This is a genomic window from Paenibacillus liaoningensis, assembly GCF_059609455.1.
Window position 1 is genome coordinate 149,654 of record NZ_JCAALU010000015.1, and the last position, 23,045, is coordinate 172,698.

Consider the following 23,045-nt stretch of genomic DNA (forward strand, 5'->3'; position numbering starts at 1 on the left):
GTTAACGGAGCAATTGAAAATAGAGAGGAAGCTGGAATGATGACAACAGTAAAAAAAGCATGGAAAAGATTTTGGAAATCGGAAAGCGGCTTAGGCACGCTGGAAATTATTTTAATTATTGCCGTCGTTATCATTATTGCATTGCTGTTCAAGGATTGGATTATAGAACTTATTGAGCGTTTAATGGGCAAGGCTGATGACCAAGCAGACAAAATTTTCTCTTAGACCGCTGTTTCGCAAGTGGCTGCTCGGGGAGCAGGGGAGCTTTACGCTGGAATCAACGCTTGTGTTACCGCTGCTGCTCACTGTTATTTTATTGTTTCTCCTGCTTGGGATGTACATGTACCAGAAGACAGTGCTTTATTATTCGGCTTCCGTTACAACGGAGCGGACGGCCTTCGGGTGGGACAACAGCTTCCGAAATTCACGGACGGGCCTATTGCCTGAAGGGGAATACGACAGCCTATACTGGCGAATGCATGAGGATCGATTGCTCAGCTCTTTGTTTGGCTTAGGCGGCGAATCAGCGGATGTGCAGCTTGCTTTGCCTTTGCACGGGGCGGCAGGAGATAGCTTGCCTGAACAAAAAATGGCAGCTGCCGCAGGGTGGATGAATGCTGAGCGAGGGCTTCCTTTTGAGGGAAGCATTGGCTACCATCGTACGGTCATTCAGCGCCATATTGAGACAAAGCTTATACAGCCTGTGTCGCTGGAGCCGCTTGAGCGTGTATTAGGCATTCGAGAGCCTAAGACGGTTGCTTCGAGTCCGGTTACCGATCCTGTCGATTTTATCCGCGGCGTTGACTTAGCTAGATATTATACGGCTAAATTCGCCGGAAGCCCTCAGGGCAGCGGGAAGGAGCAGGCTAGTCAGGTACTATCCTCCTACAGCAAACAAAACAGCAATAGCAAAGCCAAAGGCCTGTTGAATGGAGGAGAAAAATGAAAGCAAGCCGATTTGAAAGATTGAGTCAGCATTTAGCCAGGAAAAGCTGCTTAAGCAAATGGCTGTTGCAGAGAGACGGTGCAGTCACTATATTTTCCGCTATGGTACTGTCGTCGCTTTTGCTGTTCATGTCGATCCTTATTGACTACGCCAGAATAGCGGCTCTCCATAAAATAACCGAGGATGCAGCGAGAGCAGGTGCAAGATCCGTATTATCAGCCTTCGACAGTCAGCTTTATGAGCAATACGGATTATTTGGGCGAGGCGGTACGAGTGGAGATACGATTTACAGCGAGGTTGTGAAAACGAATGTGGAGCGTAGTGCGTCATTCGCTGCCTTTTCTCGGCCAATTGATGCCAAAGTAGTCCATTCACATACGGATCAGGCTGCAGTATTGGGCAGCCATACGGTATTTGAAAGACAGGTGCTGGAAGAGATGAAATATAAAGCACCGATTGATTTTACGCTGGAGCTGGCTTCAAAGTTTGCTCCCATGGCGGGGGCGATGAAGGAGTCTGCGGTGACAGTGGACTTGCTGGAGCAGCTGCGCAAGCTGTATGACAAGCGCCAAGCAAGCCTCGCCCGTATATTAGCTTTGCAAAAGCAGGCAGCTGAGGAACTGGGAACAAGCGGCTTGAAGGCGCTGCTGCCGTATGGGGGGCTGGATTCCTCAAGTGCAGAGGAGGGCACAGCATCATCACTTGCCGGGCGTTATGAAGAATATGCTGGCTGGGTTATCGTTGACGAGCAATTAATAGCCGCAGGCAAAGCACCCAAATATACGCAGGAAAGAGCGGAATATAAATCAGAAGCAATTGCGCTGATTAATGAGCTCAAGAAACGAACGGCCAAGGTGATGGGCGAACATATAAAGCTGCGGAGCACGGCAAAGGAACAACTGGAGCAAGCACGGCTGTTGAACGGGGAAATGCGGCTAATTGAAAGCAAGGAGAGACAGTCTTCTGCTTATAGCGGATATGACCGCGTATCAGGCAAACCAGTCGTAGGCTCCGATGTCTACACCTTGCCGTCTGTAACGGCCTCTGAATTGCAGGATATACAAAAGACAGCAGATCAGCTGATTTTACCAGATGCTTGGTTCACAGAATATAGTGCTGAACTGGACGATCAGGCACAGTTGTATACAGCATTTCATAATGAAGCGAGTGGATTCACCTCAGCTTTTACGCTGCTGCTTGACTCAGTAGATCGTTATACAACAATGCTCCGTACGGGAACAACGAAGATGATTGCGTTATATGGACAATATGAAGGTCTGTATGTCCATCCAGGCTCCATCGTTGCCAAGCGCCAGCAGGAGCTAGCCAATGGAGGGCTCGAGAAGCAGCGCAAAGAGCAAGAAAAGCAGCTAGGTTCGTTATGGAAACAGGCCGGGAATATGCTGGGGGGCTTTCAAAGCGTAGCTGGTTCAGAAGAGCAGCAGGCATTATTTAATCAGCTGGAAGAGCGCTACAAAGGAAATTTGCAATTTAATACAGTCGCAGCGCAAGGTTCAAATGCTGAAACAAAAGCATTCAGCGAGGATGCCCATTCGCAGGCTGAAGCTTCTGCGGAGCTTTCTAATGGCTTGTTCGGCGGAGTAGCCGATATGCTGGAGCAGGCTAGAGATACCGTATATTTGGGCGAATATGTATTGCAGCGATATTCGGTTTTTGCCCCGCAGCAATTGAAGATGATGCTTGAAAATGGGGATACCGCTGAGCTTTCGCGGGCGCTGACCTTTCATAATCAAGAAGCCGAATATGTGATTTATGGGTTTCATAATCGCATAGGCAATGTGGCCGCAGCTTATGGCGAGCTGTTTAGCGTGCGTATGGCTATTCGTACTATGGAAGGCTTATCTACTTGCCGCTCTGCTGGACATCCCCTCTTGATTTTATCGTGTTCGCTTATTTACGGCTTGGAGAAGACGATGGAAGATATGCTCGACTTTGCTGATCGGGGATCGGCCCCATTATCTAAATATGTAAATGTGGAAATTTCGTACACGGATTATTTACGGCTTTTTATGCTTCTGCATGGTGGGGCCAATAAAGAAGCATCCGTATCCAGAATGATTGCAGTCATTGAGCAAAATAGCGGGGTTACTCTATCTGGCGTTTCCACAGCTGTGACAGGAGAGGTGCGGACATCTGCACAGCTGTGGTTTCTGCCTGGCGTTATGCAGCTGCTACGAAACTATGGATTATTGCAGGGAAGGGTGACGAATGGCCGCTATGAAACGACGCAGACGATTGGCTGGTCATACTGATTGCCGAAAGGGGGAGCACGGCAGCATCGTTATGGAGGCAGCGCTAGTTATGCCAATGCTTCTGCTTGTGCTGATGGTATTCATCATATTCATACGTTTATGCACACTCCAAATAGCGCTTCAGGCAGCTGCCTCGCAATCCGCCCGGCAAATTGCCGCGCATATATATCCTGTAGACCTGGCCTATCAGAAAGTATCCGCATCTATACCAGAATTTAGTGCCGCACAAATGCCGCTGGCAGATTGGAGCGCGGCGGCATCTGATGCTGCTAAGTGGCTGCCTGATCCGGCAGGGACACTAGCTTCCTCTGCTTTAAGCGGCGATTGGAAACCGCTTATAGATATGGCTGCAACGGAAATTGGAAGAGGGGCGATAGAGCCGCTGCTCCGTCAAAATGCAGATGAGGCCGTGCTGGAGAAGGCTAGAATCAAGCTTTCAAGGCTGGCGCTGCCGGATTTGAAAAATAAGCAGCAGCCTTATTTGATTATTGAAGCGGAATATGAATTTCCAATGCAGCTTCCTTTCATGAGGCAAAAGCTGATTTTAAGAGAGCAGGCTTCAGAGCGGGTATGGATAAGCGACGCGGCGGCGGCGCAAGATACAGCAGCGCAAAATGATCCCGATCATATTCCTATTCAGATTATATCGATATCGCCTGTGCCGCTAAGGCCGGGTCACAAAGCAACCGCTATCGTGCTTACAAAGCCGGGAGCGACCGTTTCATTAAAGGTGATGTACAAAAGTGGGCAAAGCCAGGCCAAGCATCTTGGCGAGGCGACAGCGGGCAGCGACGGATTTGTGCAGTGGACCTGGCTAGTATCGGGCAATACGACGCCAGGCATGTGGGAGCTGACAGCGGGAGCGGGAGATCAGCAAGCATCCATGCATTTCCAGGTTGAGAAAAAATCAAATTAGAAGTAGGAAAGCATATAAGTAGAAGGAGGCAGAGTCTTATGCTCACCATACCGTTTGCAGCGGCAGCCATGCTGCTTATCACTGCATTACTGACAGATTTGCGATCCATGCTTATCCCTAACCGCTTGACCGTGACTTTTTTTGCAGCAGGCTGCTTATATCAGACTATTGCTGGAGGCTGGAGCGGATTGTGGGTGGGGCTAATCGGAGCAGTTGCGGGTTTTGTACCACTGTTCATTTTGCATTTGGCGAGAGGCATTGGCGCAGGGGATGTTAAGCTGTTCGCTGCTTTGGGTATGTGGGTTGGCACAAGTATGGTGCTGCAAATGATGATGTATGCCATTTTGTATGCAGGCTTAGTTGGTGTGCTGCTAATCTTGTTTAATAGGCCATTTAGCAGGAGGATGTTGAGTGGCTTGCTGCTGCTGCTGCACCGAAGTACGGAGCCGAGACGCAAGGAGCTTGGAGGCTGGGCAGCGGGGGGAACCACCTTTCCATTTATGCTTGCAGTCGTACCCGGGGCATTAACCGCGTGGCTCATGCTTACATAAGTCCAGCAGCGTAATTGTTTAACTTAAGTTCAGCTGTTCCTATTAATAGAGCTGCAAGCTAAGGGGGAGAAGCGATGGGGAACTTTATTGTAGATTATGCGATGAATCGTGGTCATGAGCTAATTATAGATCGCGAGGGAGGCATACGCAGACAAGAGCTTGAAGATGTAGAACTGCAAATGCTGCAAGGCGGCCCGATTCCACATATGCTGCCCATTGAATGGTTTGAACTGGATGGGCTCATTACGTTCAGGTATCGAATAAGCGGCAAAAAATTGCTTCTTCATCGCTTGCAGATACAATCGCTGACGATGGTGAAGTTTTATGCCGTGCTGCTTGGTATTATAGAAGCGCTGGATGAGTGCCGCCATTATATGCTTCGCCCTGAAGGCTGCTTGCTGGAAGAGTCATATCTATTTGTCGGCGAGCAGCTAAGCGATATTTTTCTCGTTTATATGCCTTTAAAATCGATGAATTCTGGCCAGGCTGCTTCAAACTGTACTCACTCCCTGCTAGCACTGGCAATACGCTGGTCTTCTTATATAGAAGAAATAAATGGCGAGGAGTTTCAGCATCTATTGCGCTTGTTAAGCAGAGAAGATGCCACGATCAGCACGATTCGTTCTCAATTGCTGGAACGTATTAGCAAAATGTATGAGGGTACGTATCGCCTTCCTGCTTCCGCTTCAAGCACAAGCAGGCCAAATCCTGCTAGCAGTGCTAGCAGTGCTAATATTGCTGGCATTATGAGGCCGGACAAGGCCGCTGATCATGGCAGCTCTAATCATTATGGAGAAGCTGGCGAGTTTGGCCGTGATATAGAAAATATTAAAAAAAGCGAAACGAATATGCAAGAGTCTCTAAATGAACGTTTTTTTGCCGCCGGTGATTGGGATATAGAAGTCGAACCTCTGCCTCAATATAGCTTTAATGAGGAGGAGCCTGCGCCAGCTAGGAAAGGAAAATGGCTGATAAGCGCGATGATCTTTGTAGCAGTAGCTTGTATATGGCGCTATATTTATTTAGCGGCTCCTTCCAGCAGCTTGCTGTTCATATGTCTAGGTTTATCGCTTATTGGTGTTGCCGGACTGCTAGCCCTATGGCTCAAAAAAAGCAAAATGGCTGAATCAGAATCAGAATCAGAATTAGTAGAAGAAGACAGCCTAAAGGAAGATAGAATCGGAGAAGAGTTTAGCCGTTCACGATTTAGAGGAGTCATTCAAAATGGGGAAGACGACGTTCAACATCCTAAATCATCAATTGATTCGGAGGAAGCTGTGCCCCCGTTTAAAAAGAGCGTTTCCTCCCAAACAGCAACAACTAGAAGAGAAGAAGCGACGGTACTTCTAGGGCAGCATAACAAAAAGCCCACTGCCGATAGCGGATTCTCACTCCAGAGGGAGTGGGAAGGGCAAGGGCAGAGGCTTATTTGGGAGAATGACCGATTTACTATTGGCCGAATTGGCGAACAGGTCAGCTATGGTGACGAAGCGCAGGGAATATCCCGGCTTCACCTTGAATGTTATAGAGACAACAAAGGCTGCTTCATCAAAGATCTTGGCTCTCGGAATGGAAGCATGCTGAACGGGCAAACGATGATTGCTTACAAAACCTATCCTTTTTCAGTAGGGGACATCGTCCAGCTAGCTGGGGTAAATGGTCCTAAATATGAATTGAAGCAAGGCAACTGATGGAAGGCGCAGGCTTAGGACTTTTTATACATATGCTCCATGGCGCTCTCAACAGTCGGATAACGGAAAACAAATCCATTGTCCAAGGCGACACGTGGAAGTGCCCGCTGTCCATCAAGGAGCAGTGTTGCAAGCTCGCCGACCGCAGCCTTCATGACGAAAGCGGGAACCGGGAACCAGTGGGGCCGATGCATCGCTTTGCCAATCGCTCTTCCAAAGCTGTCATTCGTAACAGGCTCTGGAGCAGAAGCATTAACTGGGCCGTTCACATTTGGCTGATCTACGCAAAAGATGATGAGGCGGACAATGTCCTCCAGATGAATCCAAGATATCCATTGCTGCCCGCTGCCCATTCGTCCACCGCCAAATAACTTATAAGGCAGTGCCATTAATGGGAAAGCACCGCCGGTTTTGTTCAGGACGACGCCTACTCTTAGCTTAATGAGACGTTCTACCTTAATCGCATCAGCAGCTTTTTCCCATTGCTTGACCACTTCAGACAAAAAGTCTGTTACGGCAGTCGGACTGTACTCATCAAAGGTTTCGGTAGTTGACAGCCCATAGGCTGAAATGCCTGAAGCATTAACGACAACCTTCGGTTTGCCTTTTAGAGCTTGGACGATTTGGGCGATGCGTGCGGTAGCAGTTAGTCTGGAGCTTAGAATCCGCTGCTTAGCCTGGGCGGTCCATCTTTGATTAATGGATTCGCCAGCAAGGTTAATGATGGCGTCAATTCCCTCCAGCTTTTGAGGATGTTCGGCAAGTTCGCTCCATGTTACATAGTGTAGGCCTTTTCCTACAGGCGAGTTTTGGCTTCGTCCAGAGCGCGAAATGATCCATACTTCATCACGCCGCTCCAGAAGAGCCTTGACCAATGCTTGTCCGACAAAACCAGTACCACCAGCTACCGCGATCCGCATGCATCCACCAGCTTTCGATTATTGTTTCTCGATTTTCTCCGCCCACATTTGTGTGAAGCCGTCTAAATCTTTTTCAACATATTGGTATTTAATTTTACTTTTCTCTGGCAGCGAATTAATGACATCAAGCAGCTCATCATTAATTTGCAAAACGATGGTGCCGTTTGGCGTATCTACTTCAATGGAGTGGGTGTCGATAAGACCATTGAACACACCCTCACCGGTTTTCAAATCCGGGTTGGCGGTCGGTGTGTCTGTACCTGAGCTGCTTTCTGGCGACGCTTCGCCAGGCTCTGTTACGCTACCGCCATCACTCGGTGATGGTGCCGCGCTTTCCTCTGGTGTTGGGGATACAGTAGCTGGCTGCTCGTCTGTGGCAACCGGGCTGCTGGATGCAGCGGGAGCATTATTGCTATTGCTTGAGCAAGCGGCGGTTGCGAGCATAATTGCTACTAATAGGGAGCTCGTCACCATCAAGCTGCTTTTTTTGGTTTTATTATTTTTTGTCATTGTGAAGCACCTCCTGGCAATATAAACGAAATCTGATCGCAATAGGTTCCAAAAAAAAGAGATCAGAGCGAGCCGTCGCCGTGCTCGTACATGTTCTTACACGGACGAAAGACTCGTTAAACAGCCAGCGCCAGGCTAATCGTTTAATGATAGAACTAAGAGACTGCGACGAAATAAAGTACCGCTAATTTGTTGACAAAACTCCCAAAACCGTTGAGATTTTGTCAACAAAAGCGGGTACTAATTTCCCCGCAGCTCCTAAGAAACGCTATTTGTTGAGCAAATGCTTGAAAGGGCTGTAATCAATGCCTTGCTTCTCGAGAAAGGTAACGAGTACTTTGTAGTCTCTTTTGGGTGTAGCTCGTATGTATCCTTCTACACAATGTGCCCTTGTGACCTCTTTGGCTTCGTATTCAATAGCCACTTGACCGATTTTTGCAGCTATGGAGTGTTTCGCTATATCTCGGAACGCAGATGGGACAGGCGCGACCAGCTCATCAAGAAAAAGCTTCGACTCCTGGGTCCACATGCTGCGGCTTCTGTCCACCCAATAATTTTGCCAATCGAGCTTTGACTTGCCATCCCGCTGAGGGAGCACCTTCAAAAACTTGCGGAACATAAAGAAACCGCCAATTGCCATGAATACGACCATGACGATTGCCCAGAAAATGATGAAATACATAAACCAATCAGGAGCTGATTTCATATCCAATTTTCACCTCATGGATGAATTATAGCGTATTCCTAGATTTATTTCGACATTCCTTGTAAAATAGGTGTGATAAACCGAAAGGGGCGTTATATAACGATGTTGAAAATCGGTTCCCATGTTTCATTTTCGGACAAAGGGCTGCAGACCGCAGCAACGGAGGCCATTTCTTATGGCTCCAGCACATTCATGATTTATACCGGCGCACCGCAGAATACGCGAAGAAAGCCGATTGACACGCTATATATTGAAGAAGGCAAAGCTTTGATGCAAACAGCAGGTATTGATGAGATCGTTGTTCATGCACCGTATATCGTCAATCTCGGCTCCTACAAGGACAGCACTTATAATCTGGCTGTTGAATTTTTGCAGGAGGAAATCCGCCGTACCGCTGCCATTGGTGTGCAAAACATCGTGCTGCACCCAGGCGCTTATACCGACAAGGATGCTGAATATGGCATTGGCCGTATCGCCGAAGGGCTGAATGCGGTGCTGGAAGGCACGAAGGAAACGAATGTCAATATTGCGCTTGAGACGATGGCCGGCAAAGGCACGGAAATCGGCCGCAGCTTTGAAGAGCTGGCAGCGATTATTGATAAGGTGCAAAGCAACAACCGCTTGACCATTTGTATGGATACATGCCATATGCATGATGCGGGCTACGATCTTGTTGATGATTTGGACGGCGTGCTGGACAAGTTTGACAAGCTGGTAGGGCTTAACCGAGTTGCAGTAGTCCACGTGAATGACAGCAAAAATCCGCGTGGAGCGGCTAAGGACCGCCATACGCCGATAGGCTCGGGATATTTGGGCTATGATGCCATCCAATCCATTGTCCATCATGAGGCACTTAAAGGGCTTCCATTCGTATTGGAGACGCCATGGATTGGCAAGGATGCGAAAACGGAGCGTCCGATGTACGAAGTAGAAATCGCCTTGCTGCGCGGAGAAGTCCAGCAGCGGTTTGGCGACAGTTTTCTGGAGGATGTTGCGAAGCTCCAGCAGTTTTTTGCTCCGCAAGGCATTGACCGTGCATTCGTGCTATCGACATGGGAACTGCTCAAGGCGGATGCCAAAGCGAGAAAAGCTGATCCGCGCGAGCCAATGGAGCGGATTTACGACCTCATTATTGAAGGCGGCGTATTGTCGTCAGCACTGACGGAAGAGCAAATAAATCAACGGATTACAGCATGGTTTGCAGGCAAAGCTGTGCTCTAAATATAAAGATTTATAAATGATGAATAGTATGAAGATAATAGTTGAAGGAAGGAAGTTTGAAATACATGTCATCACCATCTATATCGCAGCAGCCGTCCGCCAAGAGCGGACGGGCTCGCATGCTCATTTCCTGCCCAGACCGTTCCGGAATCGTAGCAGCTGTTTCCCATTTTCTATATGAGCATGGAGCGAATATTGTGCAGTCCGACCAGTACACAATGAACCCGGAGGGCGGAATGTTTTTTATCCGCTTTGAGTTCGATTTGGCTGACCTCGACAAGGAGCTGCCCGTATTAGTAGAGGATTTTGCCCGCGTTGCCGACCGTTTCGATATGAAATGGCATACTTTCCGTGCAAGCCGCAAAAAGCGCCTGGCGATTTTCGTTTCCAAAGAAGATCATTGCCTAATGGAGCTGCTGTGGCAGTGGAAAGCCGGCGATCTTGACGCCGATATTGCCATGGTTGTCAGCAATCATCCGGATATGCGCGAAATGGTTGAAGGCTTCGGCATTCCTTACCATCACATCCCAGTCACTGCGGATACGAAAGCCGAAGCGGAGCGCAAGCAGATGGAGGTCGTTGCGGATAAAGCAGACATTATTGTGCTTGCCCGTTACATGCAAATTATTTCGCCGAAATTTATCGAGCAATTTCCGAATCGCATTATTAATATCCATCATTCCTTTTTGCCTGCTTTCGTTGGCGGCAAGCCGTATGCGCAAGCTTACCAGCGCGGCGTGAAAATTATCGGCGCTACGGCGCATTATGTAACAGAGGAGCTGGATGGCGGTCCGATTATCGAGCAGGATGTGCAGCGGGTTAGCCACAGGGACAATGTGGACGACTTGAAGCGGATTGGCCGCACGATTGAGCGTGTCGTTCTTGCCCGTGCAGTTAAATGGCATATTGAGGACCGGATTATCGTTCATCATAATAAGACTGTCGTATTTAATTAGGTTTTTCGCGGTTATTTATCAATATTTTTTAATAGGCAAACTGCTCTGGCGGGTGTTACAATGTTCAAAGCCATTGTGTTCAATTGCGCACCACCTATAAGCATGTTGAAAAATGCAGGCTTTCCGCAGGAAAGTAGCTTTTTCAAAATATAAGAATTTATAAGTTTCACACTTATAAATGGGCTTATATTTCACCCTCGAAACGGAAGCTTTGCCGCCAGAGGGCGGGCAAAGCCGTTTCACCTTGAAATATAGGAAAGGATATGATTTTCTCATCCTTTCTCTATATTTCTCGGAATGAAACGCGCCGCGCCGTCAGAGGACGGCGAAAGCCGTTTCACCTTGCCATGCTTCTAAAGAGAGAGAAACACTTAAAACAAGAAGACCAGAATGGATTTTTAGGAGGAAACAAGCTAATGACAGTTACTCAAAAATCAGTTGACCAGCTTTCGATTGATACGATCCGTACGCTTGCGATCGATGCGATTGAGAAAGCAAAATCTGGACACCCAGGCATGCCTATGGGTGCAGCTCCAATGGGTTATCAGCTTTTCGCTAAAAACATGGTTCACAATCCGGCTAACCCGACTTGGGTAAACCGCGACCGTTTCGTACTTTCCGCCGGACACGGCTCCATGCTGCTTTACAGCCTGCTGCACCTGTCGGGATATGATCTTCCAATTGAGGAACTGAAAAACTTCCGTCAATGGGGCTCCCTGACTCCGGGTCACCCTGAGTTTGGCCACACAGCTGGCGTTGACGCAACGACTGGTCCACTGGGACAAGGCGTGGCTATGGGCGTTGGTATGGCGCTTGCAGAAGCACAGCTTGCTGCTACTTACAATAAAGAAGGCTTTAACGTAATCGACCATTATACTTATGCCATTTGTGGCGACGGCGATTTGATGGAAGGTATTTCGCATGAAGCGGCTTCCATGGCTGGTCACATGCAGCTGGGCAAACTGGTTGTCCTATATGATTCGAATGATATTTCCCTTGATGGCGAACTGAGCCTGTCCTTCTCGGAGAGCGTTCAGAAGCGTTTTGAAGGTTACGGCTGGCAAGTGCTGCGCGTAGAAGACGGCAACGATCTGGATGCATTGTCCAAAGCGGTTGCAGAAGCGCAAACAGACCATGCTAAACCGACTTTGATCGAAGTTAAGACGGTTATCGGTTACGGCAGCCCGAACAAAGGCGGCAAAGGCGGACACGCAGGTCCTCACGGATCGCCGCTGGGTGCTGAAGAAACGAAGCTGACTAAGCAGTTCTACGGATGGGAAGAAGACAATCAATTTTTCGTACCAGACGAGGTTCGCGCACACTTCGCAGAAGTGAAGAAGCAAGGCGAAGAGTCCAATGCAAAATGGGATGCTTTGTTTGCTGAATACAAAAAAGCGAATCCTGAGCTTGCTGCTCAATTCGAAATCGCAACTTCCGGTTCATTGCCAGCTGGCTGGGATGCAGACCTTCCGGTTTACACAACAGAAGACAAGCCTGTATCGACTCGCGTAGCTTCTGGTAATGCCCTGAACGGCCTAGCGAAAAATGTTCCTAGCCTTGTTGGCGGCTCCGCTGACCTTGAAAGCTCGACAATGACTCACCTGAAAGGCTTGCCAGTGTTCAAGCCAGGCAGCTACGATGGCCGCAATATTTATTTCGGCGTTCGTGAGTTTGGTATGGCTGCTGCAATGAACGGTATTGCCCTTCATACAGGTCTGAAAGTATTCGGCGGTACGTTCTTCGTATTTACCGACTACCTGCGTCCAGCTATTCGTCTGGCAGCTCTGATGAAGCTTCCTGTTGTATACGTACTGACGCATGACAGTATTGCTGTCGGCGAAGACGGTCCTACACATGAGCCAATCGAGCAGCTTGCTTCGATCCGCATCATTCCTGACCTGACGGTTATTCGTCCAGCTGACGGCAACGAAACTTCCGCAGCATGGGCTTATGCGCTGGAGAACACAAGCAATCCAGTAGCGCTTGTTCTGACTCGCCAAAACCTGCCGATTCTTGAAGGTTCTGTAGATAACGCTCGCGATGGCATTCGCCGCGGCGGATACGTTGTATCCGATGCAAAAGACGGCAAGCCACAAGCGCAAATCATTGCTACAGGCTCCGAGGTTCAACTGGCTGTTGCTGCTCAGAAAGCTCTTGCAGAAGAAGGCATTCAAGTTCGCGTTGTCAGCCTTCCGAGCTGGGATCTGTTCGAGAAGCAGGACAAAGCTTACAGAGATTCTGTATTGCTTCCTGAAGTTAAAGCTCGCGTTGCTATCGAAATGGCTTCCCCATTCGGCTGGGAGCGTTATGTTGGCGATCAAGGCACGATTATCGGTATCGACCGTTTCGGCGCTTCGGCACCTGGCGACCGCGTCATTGCTGAATATGGCTTCACGGTTGAGAACGTTGTAAGCAAAGTGAAATCCGTACTTTAATTTTCGAAATAGAAGGAGATTATACCCGCCATGTCTCAATTTGAAAATGTAACGGTCGTCAAAGAAGCTAACGTTTATTTTGACGGTAAAGTAACAAGCCGCGCTGTATTGTTCGCGGACGGAACGAAAAAAACGCTCGGTATTATGCTGCCAGGCGACTACGAGTTCGGTACGGACTGCGTAGAAATTATGGAAATTCTTGCTGGTGATTTGAAAGTGCTGCTTCCAGGCGAGACGGAGTGGCTGCACATTCAAGGCAAAGGCGAGTTCACTGTGCCTGCCAACACGAAATTCAAGCTTCAAGTTGCGACGGTAGCGGACTACTGCTGCTCGTACATTTACGAATAAGAATCACAAATCAAGGAAAGGGCTGCTTCGCATATGCGGAGCAGCCCTTTTCGTCGTACATTTTTCTTTATAGTCATTTATAGTCGTTCAAGGTCATTTATCGTCTTTCATGGACATTCATCGTCGTCGTTCATGATTGTCCATCACCGTTCCTCCATCCTCCTCCATCCTTTTCATTCCATCTTGCTCCTCATTATTATCCTCACTGGACGTTTCCTTAACTATGCAACATGAATCCTAAAACATTGTTATATCTCCGCGTTGCTCCAGAAAGCTACAATAGCTTCTGTAACCGCTAACAATAAACAAGAAGAAGGTTAAATGGAGGGGAAGCTATTGAAACAAAGAGCGATGCGGAGGTGGAATTTCAAGCTTGTTTGGCCGTTGCACGTCATGCTCATTCCGGGAATTGTCCTTGTTCTGATCTTTTCCTATTTGCCGATGCTCGGACTCGTTATGGCCTTTCAGGAATATAAGCCCCAGCTTGGATTTTTGGATTCCGAATGGATCGGCATGGAAAATTTCAAGCTGATGTTTGAATATCCGGATGCAAGGCAAGTGATATGGAATACGCTGCTGATCGCGGGCATCAAAATTGTAGCGCATCTCATTGTTCCATTCGTTTTTGCGCTGCTGCTCAATGAAGTGCGTAAAATGCTGTTTAAACGGTTTGTGCAAACGCTCGTCTATTTGCCCCACTTTTTATCCTGGGTCATTCTTGGGGGCATTTTGCTCGATATGCTCTCTACAGATGGCGGGCTTGTCAATCAGCTGCTTGCGGTGTTTGGGATCGAGCCGATTTTTTTCCTTGGAGATGGGAATTGGTTTAGATTTACGGTTATTGTCAGCGATGTATGGAAGGATTTCGGTTTCTCGACCATTATCTTTCTAGCGGCGCTTGCGGGTGTTAATCCCGAATATTATGAAGCGGCGCTTATAGATGGAGCGAATCGCTGGCGTCAGACCCTTTCAATAACGATCCCTTCTATTTTGCCCATTACGATTGTGGTTGGGATCTTATCGCTCGGCAACATTTTGAATGCCGGCTTCGATCAGATTTTTAATCTATACAACCCGCTTGTTTATGAAAAAGGAGATATTATCGACACCTATGTTTACAGAGTAGGCTTGCTAGGCGGCGATTTTGGCTTCGGCACAGCGGTAGGCGTGTTCAAATCGCTAGTGAGTTTTATTTTGATTATTATTTCATACAGGCTTGCCTACAAGCTGGCCAATTATCGTATTTTTTAAGGGGGGAGCGGCATGTTTCATCGTTCAATTTCGTATCGTGTTTTCTCTACATTCAACGTTGCTTTTCTAGCCCTGTTGTCCTTCATGTGTATAGCACCGCTCCTTCATGTGCTTGCGGTATCGTTCAGTACCGCGGCGGCAGCCGATGCCAATTTGGTAAAGCTGTGGCCGATCGGTTTTTCCCTAGATGCCTATAAGTCTACATTGACGAATGTTTTTTTTATCGGCTCTTTTGGAAATTCAATCATCCGAACGGTGCTTGGCACAGCGATTGCGCTCTCCTTGTCGATTCTGATTGGCTACGCCTTGTCTAAAGAGAGCTCTGAATTCAGGGGCAGAAATATATATGCCTGGTTTTTCGTATTTACAATGCTGTTTAGCGGCGGATTGATTCCCGGTTATATCGTCGTACAAAAGCTGGGGCTGCTCAATACGGTATGGGCACTTGTGCTTCCGGGAGCCGTTAGCGTTTATAATACGATTTTATTGATGAATTTTTTCCGCACATCGGTGCCGAAAGCGCTGGAGGAAGCGGCGTTTATCGATGGAGCGGGCCACTTTCGCGCATTATGGCAAATTTATTTGCCGATATCGCTCCCATCACTGGCAACGATTGGCCTCTTTACAATGGTCGGTCACTGGAATGCTTGGTTTGATGGACTTATTTACATGACTCATGCCGAAAAGTATCCTATGTCTACGCTTTTGCAGACGATTGTAGTCCAGCGGGACTTAAGCAGCATGAGTGTCAATGCGGATGAAATGAAGGAGCTGTCGAACCGGACGGTGAAAACGGCGCAAATTTTTATTGCTACGCTGCCCATTATTATCGTATATCCGTTTCTGCAAAAATTTTTCGTTAAAGGGATTGTGCTCGGTTCCGTGAAGGAATAGAGCCATTAAATAGGGGGAGTATCTATGATGAATAAAAGCTGGAGAAAAACGACCGCCTTATTGAGCGCTTTAATGCTGGGTATGACTGCTTTGACCGCCTGCTCATCGGCAGTAAATGAGGAAGCGTCAAATAACGCATCGCAGCCGCAAGCTGTGGAAGCCGCAGCTGAAGCGATGAAAGCGGGCAAATACGAGGAGCCGCTTAAAATCAATATCGTTCGCCAGATGACCACTGATGTGAAGTTTCGCGCCGGGGAGGACATCAACAATAATCCTCATGTCCAGTGGGCCAAGGATACGTTCAATATCGATCTCAATTATTTATGGACGGCTGACAGCAGTGCGATTGATACGAAAATCCGCTTGATTTTGTCCGCAAACGAGGATCTTCCAGATATTATTCAATACCGGGGCTCCCAGGATGTTATTGACGCCTTAATTGATTCCGGCAAGTTCGCTGACGTTGGCGACCTGTTTGACAAGTATGCGGGCGATGCCTACAAATCAGCGATGGCGGAAGACGAAACAGTCTGGTATCCTTATGTTCGTGATGGCAAACGGTACGCAATTCCGATTCTCGATTACTCCAACAATAATGATACCGTTTTATGGATCAGGGATGATTGGATGAAAAAGCTTAATTTGAAGGCGCCGCAAACGATCGAAGAGATGGAAAAAATGATGGAGCTGTTCACGAATGCCGATCCAGACGGCAATGGCAAGAAGGACACCGTAGGGCTGGCTGTTGGCTTGAAAAATGGCATGAACACATGGGGACTCGCTGATGCGGATTTCCTGTTCGGAGCTTACGGTGCGATGCCGGGGCAGTGGAATTTGGACGCCGCGACAGGCAAGCTTGCATACGGCTCGATTGCGCCCGAAGTGAAGACGGTGCTTGCGAAGCTGAAGGAGTGGATGGAGAAGGGCTACATCCACAAGGAAGCGGGATTGCATGATGAGGGCAAGGCGGCTGAATTATTTTCATCTGGCAAGGCGGGAATCGTTGCTGCTCCGTATTGGGCAGGAGGCTGGCCGCTGCCAGCGGTTAAAGAGGTGGATAAAAATGCCGACTACAGCGCATATCCGCTGCCTGCGGGACCGGAAGGGAAAATTGGCCGCAGCAAATCGGGTACGGGCAATGGCGTTATTTTAATTAATAAGGACTTCAAGCATCCGGAAGCTTTTTTTATGTATGCCAATCTGTTATATGAACAGCAGGGCAATCCGCAGCCGGCAAGTCCGTTTGAATACGGCTTTAAAGAAGGCTATGATTTTATGCTTCAGGATGGGCAGCCAGTCTGGGATGAAGCTAAGTTTCCGGCAGACAAGCCGCTTATGAATGTTGAAAAGTATACCCTGCTGTTTGATGGAGCCCGCATCCCTTCTCTGGTTATGGAGACGATGAACGATTTGGCAAGCGGCAAGGAGCCGGCTACGGCGTTCGAGCAGAAGCAGTCGAGAGGGCTGGATAAAAACATTACAGCGGGTGCTGTCAACTACAGCCAGCGGGAATATGCGATGCCTAATCTGTACATTGGCTCTCCGACCAAAACCTACAAGAAGCGTTGGGATTTCCTGAACAAAAGCGAGAAGGAAACGTTTAATAAAATCATTTATGGCGGCAGTCCGATTGATTCCTTTGACACGTTCGTCACACAGTGGAAGGCTTCTGCTGGGGACACCATTACCGAAGAGGTTAATGAATGGTATGCCGCTGTTCAAAAATAAGTCATCCAACAATCTAACATCAGGCAAACAACAAAAGCGTCCGTTCCCTTAAGGAGGGGAATAGGGCGCTTTTCTTGCTCAGGGAGGAAGGCTCCGTAATGGAGAAATCAAATATTTTCAAAAAAATATTAGCCATTATGGGGCTGCTGCTCATCCCTATTGTCGGTTTGTATTCCTATTCGAACCAAATAAGCATTCATGTTGTAGAAGAGCAAATCAGGCAGAACAGCGGGGACAAGCTTTCTTTTTTTGTACAGCAGATAGATGCTGAATTCGATCAATATATGATCTCCGTCAATAATTTAGGAATTGAGCCGCTAGTACGCACCTTTATATCGCTGACCCCCTCCAGCACGGATTCCGAGCTGTTTGAGGCAAAGCTGAGCGTGCAGGAGGATTTGGAGATTAAAGGGAAGGCAGGCATCCTGGAGCGTGCTTATACGTTATTTGCGCCCCTTTCAGGAGAAGTAGTCAGTACGCATAACTCGATTTCCTACAAGCAAAAATTCGTCAATATGGTGCACAGAGGCGGGCTCAAGCCTTTCATCTGGACTTATTCCGCAGAGGATAATAGCCGAATACCGAACGCTTTCGTTTATCGAATTGTGGAGCCGCTGTTCGTTTATGAGGATTTGGAGCAAGCTGATCTGGTAGGCGAGATTCGGGTCGATACGAGAGATATTACGGATATGCTGACCCGGTTTAAGGCGGACAGCCCCGGCGACCCGTTTTTATATCATGAAAATGAAGCACCCATCGTTGCGCGTACAGCGGACATGAAGCGAATTAATGAACTGCTGCCTCTGTTTGAGAAAAATAAGGAGGATGTCAAGCAAGGGACTTTTCTAGCCTCGCTGCAAAACGAACAGTATATGATTCTTTATGCCAAGTCGGAGGCTACAGGCTGGTATTTAATCGAATACATGCCGCTGGAGAACATTCTAACCCCGATAACCTCTAGCCGAAATTGGTTTTGGCTATCGCTGAGTTTAATCTTGCTTATTAGCGTGTTATCCGCGTTTTTGCTTTATCGTAATGTGCAGGTTCCGATCCGGGAGCTGTATTTGGCCGCCAAGCGACTGCGCAGGGGCGATTATTCCGTACGTGTTGGCAGCCGCAAGCATGATGAATTCGGTTATTTATTTGAACAGTTCAATTTGATGAGCGAGCAAATCCAGCATTTAATCAACAGCATCTATGCGGAGAAGCTGCATGCCAGAGAAGCTACGCTGAAGCAGCTGCAATCGCAAATTAATCCGCATTTTCTATACAATTGTTTATTTTTTATTAAAAATATGACGCGCATTGGCGAGCGGGACGCGGTAATGGCAATGGCGGTCAAGCTTGGCGACTATTACCGCTATACAACGCATGTAGATCAGCAGGAAACGACGCTGCGCGAGGAAATCAAGCTGATCCACAACTATTTGTCGATTCAAAATATGAGAATGGACCGCATCCATTTTCAAATAAAAATTCCGGATGCGATGCTGGAGCTCAATTTGCCGAGGCTAATCGTGCAGCCGATTATTGAGAATGCCATTATTCATGGCATAGAGCCGAGAGAAGGGGCAGGGATGATTAGGGTAGTTGGCTTAATCGGCGAGCAGGGATATGAAATCGTATGTGAAGATGATGGTGTGGGTCTCAGTGAGCAGGAACTGCGGCTGCTGCGGCAGAAAATCAGCTCTAATGCGGTGCTGGACGAGAGCTGCGGCCTGCGCAACGTCCATCAGCGGCTTGTTCATAAATACGGCGGAACGTCGGGCCTCACGCTGGAGCAGTCCGCTGAAGGTGGCCTTCGCGCAACGATACGGTGGGAGTGCCCTTCCAAGCGAACGCGAGTGAGAGCGAGCGGGAGTGTATGAGTGAGCGAATGAAGGCTGCACAGGACGCTGTAAGTATGTCGGGAGAAAAAAGGAGATTCGGCCATGTACCAGCTTTTGATCGTTGATGATGAGCGTTCCGTAGTTGAAGGAGTTGCGGCAACACTGCTTGAATACGGTATGGCCGACATTGAGATTCATAAAGCTTTTTCAGCTTCGGATGCGCTGGCCATTATGCGCAAATGCTCCATTGATCTGATGATTACGGATATACGGATGCCGGGCATTTCCGGCTTAGAACTGATGGAGCGCGTGCGCAAATCGTCAGGCTCGACCGCTGTCATTTTGCTGACAGGCTATGCCGAATTTGAATATGCCAAGCAAGCGCTGACTAGCGGCGCCTCTAATTATTTGCTCAAGCCGGTCAATGACGAGGATTTGATTAGCGCAGTTAAGAAGGTGCTGCTGGCTGTACAGAAGGAAAAGGAAGCAGCCATTTCGCGTGATAACACACAGCGGGCATTACGGGAAAATTTGCCGCTGCTGCAGCGGAATTTGCTGATTGATTTGCTCGAAAATCGGGCGATCACACCAGTTGCTTTAGAAAAGAGGCTCCAGAAGCTCGCGCTTCCTTTCTCGCTGGAGCATGCTGCCAGTTTGCTGCTAATCCGTTTGGAGGAGCCTTTTTTCCAATATGGGCACAATGATCGGGCTTTGCTCGAATATGCGGTCGGCAATATTGCCGAGGAGGTGCTCAGCGATTTTTATCAAATATGGATGTGCAGCGATTCACGTGACTATTTGGCCGTAGTGGTGCAGGCTTTGGATGGAAGCAGCAGCATCGCTGGCGCAATGGCGGAGCAGGAGCTTATGCGTCGCTGCCTATATTTACAGGAGCAGGTGCAGCGATATTTGAAGGGGTCAATCTCGATTGTCATTAGTGCTTGGGGGCCGTTTCCCGAGCATTTGTCATCCTCCTATCATCTGGCGCTGACGGCTTATCTCAAGCATATTGGCGCTGGCAGGGGATTGTTTCTCTCGCTCGGCGAGCAGCGTGTGCTGGCGCCGGTCCGTACATTCAAGCATTTGTATGAGCCGCCGCTGCTGCCAGATCTGCTGGAGTCGGGGAGATGGGATTCCTTTATGGAGAAGCTGGGCTTGATTTTCGATGAGCTTGAGACCGAGTTTGATGGCTCTGCGGAGCATTCATTGGAGGTTTATTGTGCCGTTACAGGCACACTTAGCTTTATTGCGCATAAAAGCGGGTATGGCTTGTTTGACTTTTTGGAAATAGAGGAACAGCACATGATGGCATTCGAGTCTTTAAGACAGCAGCGGCAGCTGCGGGATAAGCTGATGCGATTGGCGGAGAACATGCGCAGCGCGCTTGAGACTGAGGCAATGGGCAGCCAATCCAGGCTCATTAAGAAGGTGCAGCGATTCATTGACGAGCAGCTTGCACATACGATTTCCCTGACGATGATCGCAGAGCATGTTTTTTTGCATCCCGTGTATCTCTCTCAAGTGTATAAGGCGGCAACCGATGAAAGCTTGAGCGATTATATTCAGCGGATTCGCATGGAGAAATCAGCCTATTGGCTCCGCAACTCAAAGCTGAAAATCTATGAAATCGGCAGTAAAGTCGGCTACCAGAATGCGCCTTATTTTATCAAAGTATTCAAGAAGGTGTACGGCTTGACCCCGCAGGATTATCGGGAGCTTCATTCGGTATAAGCAGCATTGTCCCCGGATCGAGCTTCATATGTGTCAACTTTTCTAATTCATGCCCAGAATTCGATTTTTTGTGACATAAACGTCTGAAAAATCTTCCTTTGGCATGGCATAATCGGAAAGGAAGCTGTTGTTTTCCGCTTGAAATATAGGAAAGTATATGATTTCACCATACTTTCTCTATATTTCGCGGACTGAAACGCGCCACGCCGCCAGAGGACAGCGATAGCCGTTTCACCTTGAAATATAGGAAAGTATATGATTTTTCATCCTTTCTCTATATTTCGCGGACTGAAACGCGCCACGCCGCCAGAGGACGGCGATAGCCGTTTCACCTTGAGGATGAAGCATATTTGTAGGAGGAAGAAGCGATGAATAAAAGGGAACAGGAGCAGTCGCTTAAACTGCTGCCGGACAAAAACTATACGCCGCTGATTGCGATTTTGACCGTTGTAATCGTAGGGCTTGTGACGGTGCTGTTTTTTCTGCCGGCCTATGACGGGGAGCTTGGCTTTAATGTGAAGCTGCTGCCGCTGCTCAATGCGATTTTTAACTGCTTTACGTTTATTGCTCTGGTCGTCGCATTAGTTGCGATAATCAAAAAGAACATCAAGCTGCATCGCCGTTTTATTGGAGCGGCGTTCGTCTCGACGACCTTGTTTCTGGTGTCCTATGTGACCTACCACTACCTGACGGAATCGACGAAATACGGCGGTGAAGGGGCGTTGAAAAACATTTATTTCTTCGTGCTGATCACGCATATTTTACTGGCAATCGTCGTTGTGCCGCTGGCGCTCATATCTGTAGCCAGAGGCCTCTCGATGCAGGTGGAGCGCCACCGCAAAATCGCGAGATGGACGATGCCCATCTGGCTCTACGTCAGCTTTACGGGTGTTGTCGTGTATTTGATGATATCGCCATATTATTAAGGAGGAGCGAATGACCGCTTCGCCTTGCAAAAATAAAACCGGGTACGGCATGTCTCTTTAGAAGGACAAGCCGTACCCGGTTTTATAATCAAAGGAATATATAAGGCAAGCCTGGCACGCAAGAGGCCTACAGGCTGCCGCCGCCGAGCTTGCGCCCGATATACTGCTCGTAAGCTTGCGCTACGGCGCACATATCCAGCTCGCTCAGCCCCATCGACTCGCCGACCTGGAACATGCTCTTCGCCGACTCAAGCAGCGGGGTAGGCACACGCAGGCTGTCTGACAGCACGGAGGACAGCTTGAGGTCCTTGAGCATCAGCTCCAGTGAAAATTGCACATCGTAGTTGGCATTGATCAGCTTAGGGCCTTTCAGCTCAGCGGATTTGCTCGATGCGCTGCCGGCCTGCACCAGCTCTAGAAACGCATTGCTGTCGAGCCCGCCGCTTGCGGCAATCGCCATGCCTTCTGTCAGGGCCACAACGTTGATGCCGACAATTGTATTATGCGCCAGCTTGGCGATGGAGCCGCTGCCGTTTAGTCCCATATAGATGAGCTTGCCGCCCATTGCCAGCAAAATGTCGTCATTGGCGTCGAGCACCGCCTTGCTGCCGCCAATCATAAATACAAGCGTTCCCGCATCGGCTGCCGGCTTGCTGCCTGTAACCGGAGCATCAAGGAACGAGGCTCCTTTCTGTTCTGCGGTTGCCGCTAGCTCGCGCGCCAAGCTTGGCGAGATAGTGCTGCTGTCGATAAGTACAGTTCTGGAACGGACGGCGCTGAAAATCCCATTTTCACCATAATAAACGTCCCGCACTGCTTGATCATTGCTGATCATCGTAATGACAACGTCATTGCCAGCGGCTGCTTCAGCTGGAGTCAAGGCTTCTGTGGCGCCAAGCTCGATAAGCGCTGACGCTTTTCCGGGTGTACGGTTGTACACGGTGACACTGTAGCCTTTGCGCAGCAGGTTCGCCGCCATTCCCATACCCATTACACCAAGTCCGATAAATGCTGCTGTTTTCATCAAAAGGTTCCTCCCATGGCTAGCGTTTTCCTTTCATTATACGGTTTCTTCACCAAGATTTCATTGTTATAAGCTTGTTTTTATAGTTTAAATCCGATATTGTAGATTTTGACGCTATATATGATGTTGATTATCAGTGGGGGAGCTTGAGCCTCGCCGTTAGTCGTACAATATTTTGAAAACGGCTGA

Annotated in this window: 20 protein-coding genes; 16 read left to right on the forward strand and 4 right to left on the reverse strand. The window is 48.5% G+C overall.

The window, feature by feature from the left end; all coding sequences use genetic code 11:
* The first annotated feature begins 36 nt into the window (after positions 1–36).
* The 6 genes from AC6B99_RS23415 to AC6B99_RS23440 all read left to right on the forward strand — a co-directional run bounded on the left by AC6B99_RS23415 (position 37) and on the right by AC6B99_RS23440 (position 6,377).
* Complete coding sequence (locus tag AC6B99_RS23415) at positions 37–225, forward strand: Flp1 family type IVb pilin (RefSeq protein WP_056041332.1); 189 nt, start codon at positions 37–39, stop codon at positions 223–225.
* On the forward strand, positions 197–946 hold the full coding sequence (locus AC6B99_RS23420) for a TadE/TadG family type IV pilus assembly protein (RefSeq protein WP_496664359.1): 750 nt from the start codon (positions 197–199) through the stop codon (positions 944–946). The genes AC6B99_RS23415 and AC6B99_RS23420 overlap by 29 nt, the downstream gene beginning before the upstream one ends.
* Positions 943–3,219, forward strand: a complete 2,277-nt coding sequence (locus AC6B99_RS23425) for a TadE/TadG family type IV pilus assembly protein (RefSeq protein ID WP_496664360.1) — start codon at positions 943–945, stop codon at positions 3,217–3,219. The genes AC6B99_RS23420 and AC6B99_RS23425 overlap by 4 nt, the downstream gene beginning before the upstream one ends.
* Positions 3,220–3,250: 31 nt before the next feature.
* Positions 3,251–4,135, forward strand: coding sequence for a hypothetical protein (locus tag AC6B99_RS23430; RefSeq protein ID WP_496664398.1), 885 nt, complete (start codon positions 3,251–3,253; stop codon positions 4,133–4,135).
* 38 nt (positions 4,136–4,173) lie between these two features.
* Positions 4,174–4,686, forward strand: a complete 513-nt coding sequence (locus AC6B99_RS23435; RefSeq protein ID WP_496664361.1) for an A24 family peptidase — start codon at positions 4,174–4,176, stop codon at positions 4,684–4,686.
* A 74-nt stretch (positions 4,687–4,760) separates the two neighbouring features.
* Positions 4,761–6,377, forward strand: coding sequence for a DUF6382 and FHA domain-containing protein (locus AC6B99_RS23440; protein ID WP_496664362.1), 1,617 nt, complete (start codon positions 4,761–4,763; stop codon positions 6,375–6,377).
* 14 nt (positions 6,378–6,391) lie between these two features.
* Here AC6B99_RS23440 and AC6B99_RS23445 read toward each other — a convergent pair whose 3' ends face one another.
* From AC6B99_RS23445 to AC6B99_RS23455, 3 genes are all read right to left on the reverse strand, one after another.
* On the reverse strand, positions 6,392–7,297 hold the full coding sequence (locus AC6B99_RS23445; protein ID WP_056041340.1) for a TIGR01777 family oxidoreductase: 906 nt from the start codon (positions 7,295–7,297) through the stop codon (positions 6,392–6,394).
* 18 nt (positions 7,298–7,315) lie between these two features.
* Positions 7,316–7,807 (reverse strand): LytA/YqiH family protein, encoded by a 492-nt coding sequence (locus tag AC6B99_RS23450; protein WP_056041342.1) that lies wholly within the window; start codon positions 7,805–7,807, stop codon positions 7,316–7,318.
* A 268-nt stretch (positions 7,808–8,075) separates the two neighbouring features.
* Complete coding sequence (locus AC6B99_RS23455; protein ID WP_056041344.1) at positions 8,076–8,513, reverse strand: DUF2621 family protein; 438 nt, start codon at positions 8,511–8,513, stop codon at positions 8,076–8,078.
* 102 nt (positions 8,514–8,615) lie between these two features.
* Here AC6B99_RS23455 and AC6B99_RS23460 point away from each other — a divergent pair, with 102 nt between their 5' ends.
* From AC6B99_RS23460 to AC6B99_RS23505, 10 genes are all read left to right on the forward strand, one after another.
* A complete protein-coding gene (locus AC6B99_RS23460; protein ID WP_056041346.1) occupies positions 8,616–9,734 on the forward strand; it encodes a deoxyribonuclease IV in 1,119 nt (372 codons plus the stop codon).
* 65 nt (positions 9,735–9,799) lie between these two features.
* Positions 9,800–10,690: a formyltetrahydrofolate deformylase gene (gene purU / locus AC6B99_RS23465; protein ID WP_056041348.1), complete on the forward strand. Its 891-nt coding sequence runs from the start codon at positions 9,800–9,802 to the stop codon at positions 10,688–10,690.
* Between the two features lie 416 nt (positions 10,691–11,106).
* A complete protein-coding gene (gene tkt, locus AC6B99_RS23470; RefSeq protein ID WP_056041349.1) occupies positions 11,107–13,125 on the forward strand; it encodes a transketolase in 2,019 nt (672 codons plus the stop codon).
* Positions 13,126–13,155: 30 nt separating this feature from the next.
* Positions 13,156–13,473 carry a pyrimidine/purine nucleoside phosphorylase gene (gene ppnP / locus AC6B99_RS23475; RefSeq protein WP_046233271.1) on the forward strand — a complete coding sequence of 106 codons (318 nt, stop codon included), beginning with the start codon at positions 13,156–13,158 and terminating at the stop codon, positions 13,471–13,473.
* Positions 13,474–13,794: 321 nt separating this feature from the next.
* Positions 13,795–14,724, forward strand: coding sequence for an ABC transporter permease (locus AC6B99_RS23480; RefSeq protein ID WP_056041351.1), 930 nt, complete (start codon positions 13,795–13,797; stop codon positions 14,722–14,724).
* A gap of 12 nt (positions 14,725–14,736) precedes the next feature.
* Positions 14,737–15,618 (forward strand): carbohydrate ABC transporter permease, encoded by an 882-nt coding sequence (locus tag AC6B99_RS23485; RefSeq protein WP_056041352.1) that lies wholly within the window; start codon positions 14,737–14,739, stop codon positions 15,616–15,618.
* Positions 15,619–15,642: 24 nt separating this feature from the next.
* On the forward strand, positions 15,643–17,346 hold the full coding sequence (locus AC6B99_RS23490; RefSeq protein WP_496664363.1) for an extracellular solute-binding protein: 1,704 nt from the start codon (positions 15,643–15,645) through the stop codon (positions 17,344–17,346).
* Between the two features lie 98 nt (positions 17,347–17,444).
* The gene (locus AC6B99_RS23495) at positions 17,445–19,214 is read left to right on the forward strand and encodes a sensor histidine kinase (protein ID WP_496664364.1); all 1,770 of its coding nucleotides are present in this window, start codon (positions 17,445–17,447) and stop codon (positions 19,212–19,214) included.
* 63 nt (positions 19,215–19,277) lie between these two features.
* Positions 19,278–20,906 (forward strand): response regulator, encoded by a 1,629-nt coding sequence (locus AC6B99_RS23500; RefSeq protein WP_496664365.1) that lies wholly within the window; start codon positions 19,278–19,280, stop codon positions 20,904–20,906.
* A 368-nt stretch (positions 20,907–21,274) separates the two neighbouring features.
* Positions 21,275–21,832 (forward strand): DUF420 domain-containing protein, encoded by a 558-nt coding sequence (locus AC6B99_RS23505; protein WP_056041359.1) that lies wholly within the window; start codon positions 21,275–21,277, stop codon positions 21,830–21,832.
* A 127-nt stretch (positions 21,833–21,959) separates the two neighbouring features.
* Here AC6B99_RS23505 and AC6B99_RS23510 read toward each other — a convergent pair whose 3' ends face one another.
* Positions 21,960–22,856, reverse strand: coding sequence for an NAD(P)-dependent oxidoreductase (locus AC6B99_RS23510; RefSeq protein WP_496664366.1), 897 nt, complete (start codon positions 22,854–22,856; stop codon positions 21,960–21,962).
* Positions 22,857–23,045 lie beyond the last annotated feature (189 nt).

What these genes read in the sequence shown, in the direction of transcription:
- AC6B99_RS23415 (WP_056041332.1), top strand. Translation starts at nt 37, where the DNA reads ATGATGACAACAGTAAAAAAAGCATGGAAAAGATTTTGGAAATCGGAA.
- AC6B99_RS23420 (WP_496664359.1), top strand. Translation starts at nt 197, where the DNA reads ATGACCAAGCAGACAAAATTTTCTCTTAGACCGCTGTTTCGCAAGTGG.
- AC6B99_RS23425 (WP_496664360.1), top strand. Translation starts at nt 943, where the DNA reads ATGAAAGCAAGCCGATTTGAAAGATTGAGTCAGCATTTAGCCAGGAAA.
- AC6B99_RS23430 (WP_496664398.1), top strand. Translation starts at nt 3,251, where the DNA reads ATGGAGGCAGCGCTAGTTATGCCAATGCTTCTGCTTGTGCTGATGGTA.
- AC6B99_RS23435 (WP_496664361.1), top strand. Translation starts at nt 4,174, where the DNA reads ATGCTCACCATACCGTTTGCAGCGGCAGCCATGCTGCTTATCACTGCA.
- AC6B99_RS23440 (WP_496664362.1), top strand. Translation starts at nt 4,761, where the DNA reads ATGGGGAACTTTATTGTAGATTATGCGATGAATCGTGGTCATGAGCTA.
- AC6B99_RS23445 (WP_056041340.1), bottom strand. Translation starts at nt 7,297, where the DNA reads ATGCGGATCGCGGTAGCTGGTGGTACTGGTTTTGTCGGACAAGCATTG.
- AC6B99_RS23450 (WP_056041342.1), bottom strand. Translation starts at nt 7,807, where the DNA reads ATGACAAAAAATAATAAAACCAAAAAAAGCAGCTTGATGGTGACGAGC.
- AC6B99_RS23455 (WP_056041344.1), bottom strand. Translation starts at nt 8,513, where the DNA reads ATGAAATCAGCTCCTGATTGGTTTATGTATTTCATCATTTTCTGGGCA.
- AC6B99_RS23460 (WP_056041346.1), top strand. Translation starts at nt 8,616, where the DNA reads ATGTTGAAAATCGGTTCCCATGTTTCATTTTCGGACAAAGGGCTGCAG.
- purU (WP_056041348.1), top strand. Translation starts at nt 9,800, where the DNA reads ATGTCATCACCATCTATATCGCAGCAGCCGTCCGCCAAGAGCGGACGG.
- tkt (WP_056041349.1), top strand. Translation starts at nt 11,107, where the DNA reads ATGACAGTTACTCAAAAATCAGTTGACCAGCTTTCGATTGATACGATC.
- ppnP (WP_046233271.1), top strand. Translation starts at nt 13,156, where the DNA reads ATGTCTCAATTTGAAAATGTAACGGTCGTCAAAGAAGCTAACGTTTAT.
- AC6B99_RS23480 (WP_056041351.1), top strand. Translation starts at nt 13,795, where the DNA reads ATGGAGGGGAAGCTATTGAAACAAAGAGCGATGCGGAGGTGGAATTTC.
- AC6B99_RS23485 (WP_056041352.1), top strand. Translation starts at nt 14,737, where the DNA reads ATGTTTCATCGTTCAATTTCGTATCGTGTTTTCTCTACATTCAACGTT.
- AC6B99_RS23490 (WP_496664363.1), top strand. Translation starts at nt 15,643, where the DNA reads ATGATGAATAAAAGCTGGAGAAAAACGACCGCCTTATTGAGCGCTTTA.
- AC6B99_RS23495 (WP_496664364.1), top strand. Translation starts at nt 17,445, where the DNA reads ATGGAGAAATCAAATATTTTCAAAAAAATATTAGCCATTATGGGGCTG.
- AC6B99_RS23500 (WP_496664365.1), top strand. Translation starts at nt 19,278, where the DNA reads ATGTACCAGCTTTTGATCGTTGATGATGAGCGTTCCGTAGTTGAAGGA.
- AC6B99_RS23505 (WP_056041359.1), top strand. Translation starts at nt 21,275, where the DNA reads ATGAATAAAAGGGAACAGGAGCAGTCGCTTAAACTGCTGCCGGACAAA.
- AC6B99_RS23510 (WP_496664366.1), bottom strand. Translation starts at nt 22,856, where the DNA reads ATGAAAACAGCAGCATTTATCGGACTTGGTGTAATGGGTATGGGAATG.